General features: G+C 50.7%; 5 protein-coding genes. 1 reads left to right on the top strand and 4 read right to left on the bottom strand.

What is annotated here, in order from left to right; all coding sequences use genetic code 11:
- A partial coding sequence (locus tag JWJ90_RS04315; RefSeq protein WP_205225963.1) for a transposase occupies positions 1–196 on the bottom strand: 196 nt, incomplete at its 3' end.
- A 456-nt stretch (positions 197–652) separates the two neighbouring features.
- On the opposite strand from JWJ90_RS04315, the gene ald reads away from it, so the two are divergent.
- Entirely contained in the window at positions 653–1,765 is a 1,113-nt protein-coding gene (gene ald / locus JWJ90_RS04310; protein ID WP_205225962.1) for an alanine dehydrogenase, read from the top strand.
- Between the two features lie 327 nt (positions 1,766–2,092).
- Here the strand turns inward: ald and JWJ90_RS04305 are convergent, their stop codons facing one another.
- The 3 genes from JWJ90_RS04305 to JWJ90_RS04295 all read right to left on the bottom strand — a co-directional run bounded on the left by JWJ90_RS04305 (position 2,093) and on the right by JWJ90_RS04295 (position 6,077).
- Positions 2,093–2,671 (bottom strand): rhodanese-like domain-containing protein, encoded by a 579-nt coding sequence (locus tag JWJ90_RS04305; protein WP_205225961.1) that lies wholly within the window; start codon positions 2,669–2,671, stop codon positions 2,093–2,095.
- 196 nt (positions 2,672–2,867) lie between these two features.
- Positions 2,868–4,877, bottom strand: coding sequence for a methyl-accepting chemotaxis protein (locus tag JWJ90_RS04300; protein WP_205225960.1), 2,010 nt, complete (start codon positions 4,875–4,877; stop codon positions 2,868–2,870).
- Between the two features lie 345 nt (positions 4,878–5,222).
- Positions 5,223–6,077, bottom strand: coding sequence for a deoxyribonuclease IV (locus JWJ90_RS04295; protein WP_205225959.1), 855 nt, complete (start codon positions 6,075–6,077; stop codon positions 5,223–5,225).
- Positions 6,078–6,108: the final 31 nt, after the last annotated feature.

The following is a 6,108-nucleotide window of genomic DNA, read 5'->3' as shown; positions in this document are numbered from 1 at the left end:
ATGTGACGCTGGTTTGATGATGACAGTGGCTACACTGGTAGGAATTTCTTGATGTTATGAAACTGTATTCTCTACTCGAACATTCAGGGCAAACGAAGCCATCGGGCCACCTTGTTTTGATCAGGGCATCGATACAGGCATCTTCGGATCCAAATTTGTTCTGCCATTCCAAAAGAGACATTTGCGGCATTTTCATGACAAGACCTCCAGTTTTTGATTAACCTTTTGATCTTGCAACTAATATAAGCATTTACTGAGAATTGTTCAGAGCCATATAAATTTTTTCCCGGAGCAAAAGCGCATCACTGGCCGGTTCGTTTTTTTTGAAAACGTTTTTTGGGTGAGTTAATTCAGGTGTCTCCTGTCCAGTGACAGAAGTCGTTTTTGCCCCTGATGGTTTAAGCAATTTTGCGGCTGCTGCAAGCTGTTGATGAAAATTCCCCCTTGAACTGAGGCGGGGATTATGTATGCTACCCCTAAGCCTTTTCCTTCTGATATCATTTAAAATCTTCGTGATTCCCATGTGTCGGATAGAAAAGGCTTTTTTTGTTTAAATTGTTGAAATTCAACAGGTTGATCGTTTTTTTGAAAATTAATTGTTGGCATGAATGCTTACTGATTCAGGAAAACGCTTTTATGCTGGAGGTGCAAAATGATTGTTGGCGTACTCAAAGAAATAAAAACCGAGGAAAACCGGGTGAGTCTAACCCCTGCCGGAGTCGAGCAGCTGGTCGCTCAAGGGCATCAGGTGTTGGTTGAAGTCACCGCAGGCAAGGGAAGTGGCTTTTCCGATACAATGTACCAGGATGCAGGGGGAGAGTTGGTGGAGAAACCCACCGAGATCTACGAGCGCTCAGATATGGTGCTGCATGTCAAGGAACCACTGACGCAGGAGTACGCTATGGTGCGTCCGGGGCAGGTGGTCTTTACCTATTTTCATTTTGCAGCCTCGAGAGAGTTGACCCAAGCCATGATACAACGTCGAGCGGTCTGTATTGCCTATGAAACAATCACCGATGCGCACGGCCGTCTGCCCCTGTTGACACCAATGAGTGAGGTGGCCGGAAGAATGGCTGCCCAGGAGGCTGCGAAAACACTTGAACATAGCCAGGGGGGCAGGGGAATCCTCATGGGGGGCGTTCCTGGAGTAGCCCCGGCAACGGTTATGGTGTTAGGCGGTGGAACAGTGGGCACAGAGGCGGCCCGTATTGCCAGTGGTCTCGGGGCGCAGGTTTATCTGCTGGATACTAACCTAAACCGTCTACGCTATCTGGCGGACACCATGCCGAAAAACTGCGTGCCGCTGATGTCTTCCTCCCCCACTATTCGTGAACTCCTGCCCAAAGCGGATGCGGTTATTGGTGCAGTGCTTGTTCCTGGCGCCAAAGCGCCACGTTTAATCACCAAAGACATGCTCTCTCTGATGCGGCCTGGTGCCGTGCTCGTGGATGTGGCTATTGATCAGGGGGGCTGTTTTGAAACTTCACGCCCCACCACACATACCGAACCGGTGTATGAGGTGGACGGGATCATTCATTACTGTGTTGCCAATATGCCGGGAGCGGTTCCGCTCACCTCAACCCAGGCCTTGACCAACGCCACCTTGCCCTATGTACTGAAACTGGCGGAAAACGGTTGGCAACAATCCGCTGCGACAGATGCGGGCATTGCCGCCGGTGTGAATATGGTGGATGGTAATATTACCTGCCCGGCGGTGGCGGAGGCATTTGGTCTCACCTGTACTCCATTGGATTCATACCTTTAAGTGGCCTGTAGGCTGAGTCGTTCGGCCGACATTGGGCATAAAAGGGCGCTGCACATCATATGTGCAGCGCCCTGCGTGCGCGTCCGGCTCCCCGCTTTGTACCTGGAGGGCATCTTGAATAATTGCTTTTTCTGCCAATCCCGCGGAGTCTGGCGCTTACCTCGTCATGCTTAAAGTTTTATCCTCGGAGGTAAGCGAAGACTCCGATATCAATTATATGCCTGCGGTAAAATTTTGCGCAATCCTCGAAGTCTGCGCTTATCTGGCCTTGATTGAAAAATCTAATTATTCAAGACACCCTGGAGTATTCTCTCTGGATCTGTGAGATTAAAGCTGGCGAATCCCTGCGTCGCTGAGATACCGTTTTGCCCGCCTTTTGAGTTTGGCGTTTGCTTTGACTTCCTGGAGCAGGTGCGGGTAGCCTGCGCGGAACCAGGTAATTTTATCAGGACTGTAGCCCCACTCCGTGACCGCAGTATAGGCGGCGTTGTAGCTCCGGTGGCAGGCTGGGCCCTGGCAGAAAAAGGCGATGGTTGCCGTGTTTTTATTCAGCCCTTTGTCGGTAAGGGCCTGGGTTAGAGATTCCGGTGTGAGGGTGTTGGTCGCGTGTCCTTTTTTACCGTAGACCAGGGGTACCGCATTTTTAACCGTTCCCTGGTTAAAAAAGCTTTGAGGTCTGGTGTCTACCCAGAGCACGTTCTTGTCATTTTTCAGATGCTCAACGGCTTCCGGAACGTCCCATATCATCACTCCCCAGGGGAGTTGTTTGTATGAGGTGGCAAGATGATCTTTGGGGATTTGGCCCTTGCTGACTTCTCCGGCATCGGCTTGTTGTGTCCAGAGTGGCAGAATGCTCGACAGAATGAAAGTTACTGCAAAAAATAAACCACTGATTTCTTGCCTCATACAACCTCCTTGTTGTTTAGGGAATCTTGAATAATTGCTTTTTCTGCCAATCTCCCGGAGTCTGACGCTTACCTCGTCATGCTCAAAATTTTATCCTCGGAGGTAAGCGAAGACTCCGATATCAATTATATGCCTGCGGTAAAATATTTCACAATCCTTGACCTTGATTGAAAAATCTAATTATTCAAGACACCCTTTAGGATGTACTCCGTAATTTAAAGATATCGATACTCTTTTTCAGGGTTTCGGCCAATTGCGCCAGCTGATCGGCCGAGGTGTTTAAGGATTGAATAGTTCTGCCGGTAACCGAGGCCACCTCTTGCAGTTCATCAATATTATTGGAAAAGCCACTGGTGATGTTATGGGCACTGGCAATGTTTTGTGAGATATCCGAGGCCACCGCAGCCTGTTCTTCAACGGCGCTGGCAATACCGTAGGAGGCTTCTCTGGAGCGGGAGACGACCTCTCCAATGGTTTTGGTGCTACTGACTGCCTGGGCGGTGCATTGTTCGATGTTCATCACATCGCCATGGATGGCCTGGGCAGTTCCCATACTCTTTTGCGCAAGGTCCTTGACCTCAGTGGCGACCACCGCAAAACCACGTCCGGCTTCACCGGCCCGAGCCGCCTCAATCGTCGCGTTTAAGGCCAGTAGGTTGGTCTGATCGGCAAAGTCTGAAATAGCCTGGTTGGCCTCACTTATGCTGGCCACAACAGCACTGAGCTGGTCCATAACTTTGCTGGTCTCTTCGGAGAATTGTTCTGCCTTGCGTGTTGTCTCGCTGGATTCGTTACTGGTGCGGCTGATCTCCTGAATGGAAACCGACATTTCCTCGGTAGCGCTGGAAACCATTTGTAAATTGGTGGAAATTTGTTCGAAAGCCTCGGCCAGGTTTCTGGTTTGTGATTCGATGACATCGAGTGAAACCCGGAGCTCACTGGAGAGCCCGGTGACGCCGCCCGCCATGGCTAGCAGCCCTTCAGCGTTTTGGGAGATCTGTTCTATCATTTTTCCCAGATTGCCGGTGATGGCAACTAGGGCATTGCCCAGTACATCCTGTTCAGAGGCCGGAACCACCTCGCCGGTTAGGTCACCCTCAGCTATTTTTTGGGCCAGATTGGCCTGGTTCCGAATATGGTCGGCCATGTCATTGAGGGCATTTTCCAGAATACGGATTTCTCCGGTCGCTTGTATCTGTAGAGAGGAGGAGGCATTGCCGGTGGCCAGGGTGGTGGCAAAGCCAATTAGAGCGCTGATAGGGTTGGTTATTCCTTTGCTGACCATGATGTAGGCAAGGATTTGGGAACAACACAGAATGGTAAGACAGATAATCAGGCCGTACAGCTGGCGTTTTTGTTCTGCCTGTACTAGCTGGGTGGCGTCCTGGGCAACCAGGAGATAGTTGCAGGCCTTGTTTTGCGGATCTTGAATGGGAAGGATGTTGACCAGGCAGTGCTGGCCCTTAAAACTGGTCTGGACAAATTTCAGGTTCTGCAAGTCCTCTGGGAGTTGGCTCAGTAACCGTTTGCCCTTTTCCGGGGATTCGCTTACCGGTAGTGCATGGTGTGACGGATCGTAGAGAAATATACGGGCTTCAGTCAGCTCTGCAATTCGTTGGACCCAGCGGCCAGGATCCGCAGCAAGTTCCACATAACCGATGGTGGCATCGTCATCATCAAGGATACTTGAGAGGATGCAGTACTCTGCCCCGGTTTCGCGCATGCCGCCTTCGCTGCCACGAAAATAGAAGTGAAAAGCGGCGTCTTGGGCTGCTTTGGTAAAGGTATCAACATAGACGGCAGGGAGATCTCTTCCTCGTTTTGGGGCCCCTTGTACCTGCTGGAGGATAATTTTGTTTTCTTTGTTGTAGACGGTAAAACGGATAATTCCCTCTTCCACCAGAGAGAGAAACTGTCCCTCAAGGACCATGCGGGCGCTGGTGTTACTGGGATCGATAGTGAAATCGACCAATTCCATGATCATCAGGACATTGGTCAGCATCCTTTCCAGGTGTTTTGCCTGCGGACCTATCACAGAATCAAAGGCGATGATGTTAGCCGTATTGATCGCTCGATTGCGCTCACCTTTGAGTTGCCCGGTCCCCTGAAAATAAAGTGTGAGCATGACCGGGACGAGCAGCAGTATGGGAACAAGAACAGTACCCATGATTTTAATTTTAAGAGAAACTTTGCCTGCAATCTTCATAAAAAATCCATCGGGTTAGAGGTTAACCGGGATTTATATCACCTCAGGCTGCCAGGGGTGATTTGAAGGGCAAGCAGACGAGTCGATCTATATCTTTGCTGCCCTGAGAATGTCAAAGACTGTGCTGCCTGAAATGACGGAGCGTGAACGTGGGTATGGTGTAAAAACACAATGTTCAGAAGGAATTCAGGGTAACTCTACAGGCAAGCGTATCACATGAAGGGAAAAAGTGAAGGGTAAGATTCTGTTTTTGTGAAATTGTTGGCGGGCAGAAAAGATGAGTTGAAACAGCGGATTGTTGTTTCAACGCAGTGGAGGAAGAGGAGGGGGGCGGAAAGCTTTTCGTTATTTGAGCAAGGCTCGTAAGCGTTCCAGATTTTCCCTATCCTCCGCCAGATCAGCCCCCTTGTCGGTCTCCAGTGCCATGGGGAGGTGGGCAAATCTCTCGTCGTTGACCAGCAGCTCAAAACCAGCAAGTCCTATGCAGCCCTGGCCGATATGGGCATGTCGATCAACCCGGCTGCCGCAGTCCTTTTGTGAGTCGTTGAGATGAAAGAGATGGATCTTGTCCAGGCCCACATGGGCGCGGAGTGCATCCATGGTTTTCTGATACCCCTCAGCATGGCGAAGCTCATATCCGGCAGCAAAGATATGGCAGGTATCAACACAGATGCCGAGGTGCTCCGGATAGCGCGTAGCTTTCAAGAGAGAGCCCAGCTCCTCAAAACTGCTGCCCAGGGATGTCCCCTGGCCAGCAGTTGTTTCCAGTAGAATTTTCAGGGGAGAGTCAAGTGCGCCGGATCGTTCCAGCACCTGCTCCAGATGCTGGCTGACATTCGTCAAACCTGGCTCAATGCCGCGCCCACCATGACTTCCCGGATGGATAACCACCAATTCTATGCCCAGTTGTCGGCAGCGTATCAGCTCCTGGGAAAAGGCGGCAATCGATTTTTCGGCTTTTTCGGGATCGTTGCTGGCCAGGTTAATCAGATAGGAGGCGTGGGAGGCAACCGGCATGGTGCCCATCTCCTGCCAACGTTGTTGAAAAAGTTCGATGTCTTGTGGGCTCAGCTCTTTTGCTTTCCATTGGCGCTGGTTGGCGGTGAAGATCTGGAGACACTCCCCGTTAACCTGCTCAATATGGTCAAAGGCCTTGTGCAGACCGCCGGAGATCGATTCATGGGCACCTAAAAGTGGCATAGGGGAGATTCTCCAGTTGTTGATGTGAGGG

This window comes from Desulfobulbus rhabdoformis, from assembly GCF_016919065.1.
Lineage (GTDB): Bacteria > Desulfobacterota > Desulfobulbia > Desulfobulbales > Desulfobulbaceae > Desulfobulbus > Desulfobulbus rhabdoformis.
Note: the sequence above shows the minus strand (reverse complement) of the source record. Positions and strands in the feature narration are given on the sequence as shown.